Here is a 1,233-nt window from a genome sequence, read left to right on the forward strand (position 1 = left end):
ACAACCAAGAGCCCAACAGTGCAAAATCCTGGTTATCGGGTGGGGTGAAAATAGTCAACAACACGTAAAGGGAACAGCGCCGCAGAAATATGGGATTGCTTTCAGACAAACTTTTCATTCAATAGAAAATCAATTAAAAAATCAGATTCTAAAGATCAGGCAGAGAAATACAACGCACTTTGGGAATTAATTGATTCCATGATCGAAGATCAGGCGCTGATACAAAAATATAACAATGCAGTAGATGATTTCGAATACACACTATGGATCAGAATTGCAGACATAATTGAAGCGCCATCAATCCGAGAAATATTAAATACTTTGGATTCTGCAAAAAACGAAAGAATTAAAATAAAAAAAGAGAACAGATTAACATGGCTAAACATGCGCATACATACGTGCCAAGACATGTCCAAATCTGACACCACAACCTGTAACAATCAGATTAAAGCACTATCATTTTATCCTGAAAGATTGCGACCTGGAATTCACTATATATACCCCAAGCTGGATGGAATAACTAATCCAACACTCGGTTTATCGATACACTGCGGAGCGTCACAAGAGGATATACAAGAAACATTCGCCGAATTCCCCTACCACTTTGCAAGATATAAAAATCAGTCACTTTATGACGAAGACAACTTTGTCGAAGTACCAGAAATAGAAAAAATAAAGCCACTCCTAGAAAAGAAGATGAAACATAATAAATACATCAAGCAAGCAAATAGTATCGAAAAAACTCTAGTTGCATTGTTAATCTGGGAGGAGATTGAATTACGGGGGTGTAGGGATTTTGACGCCGCATTTAGAATGTGCACTCCGTCAACGTGGATAGATGACAGCCAAACAAAAGAGCATGTTGATAATTTAAAAAAGCAACTGTGCGACAAATTCGAAAAAATTTCAAACGAAATAAGTGACTGGTATGAAAAATATATGGATTTAATAGGTTTATCTCCTGAAGAAAGAAGCGACCTTGAAGTCATTAACGAAATTCTATTCTCCGAGCCGGATATACCATTGCGCGACATAAGAGAAAGTGATTTTTCAAGTTAAAAACACGCAAGTGAAATAGTGGAATGTTGTTTAATGCTAAATAACCGTTCCGAAATGTAGATCACTTATCCGGGAAAGAAGGGGGCTCGGCTCGTTTGTGCGATCTGATTAATCGCCAAACCAATCAAACGACAAACGAGCCGAGCCCGAAATGATACTAACACTCCCCGACCA

2 protein-coding genes are annotated in these 1,233 nt (G+C 38.0%); both read left to right on the forward strand.

What is annotated here, in order from left to right:
* On the forward strand, positions 1-190 hold a 190-nt coding region (locus tag ACYVG7_RS10310), incomplete at its 5' end, for a hypothetical protein (protein ID WP_460883032.1).
* A gap of 8 nt (positions 191-198) precedes the next feature.
* A complete protein-coding gene (locus ACYVG7_RS10315; protein WP_460883033.1) occupies positions 199-1,059 on the forward strand; it encodes a hypothetical protein in 861 nt (286 codons plus the stop codon).
* Positions 1,060-1,233: the final 174 nt, after the last annotated feature.

Source organism: Pseudaeromonas pectinilytica, assembly GCF_054780855.1.

What these genes read in the sequence shown, in the direction of transcription:
- ACYVG7_RS10315 (WP_460883033.1), top strand. Translation starts at nt 199, where the DNA reads ATGATCGAAGATCAGGCGCTGATACAAAAATATAACAATGCAGTAGAT.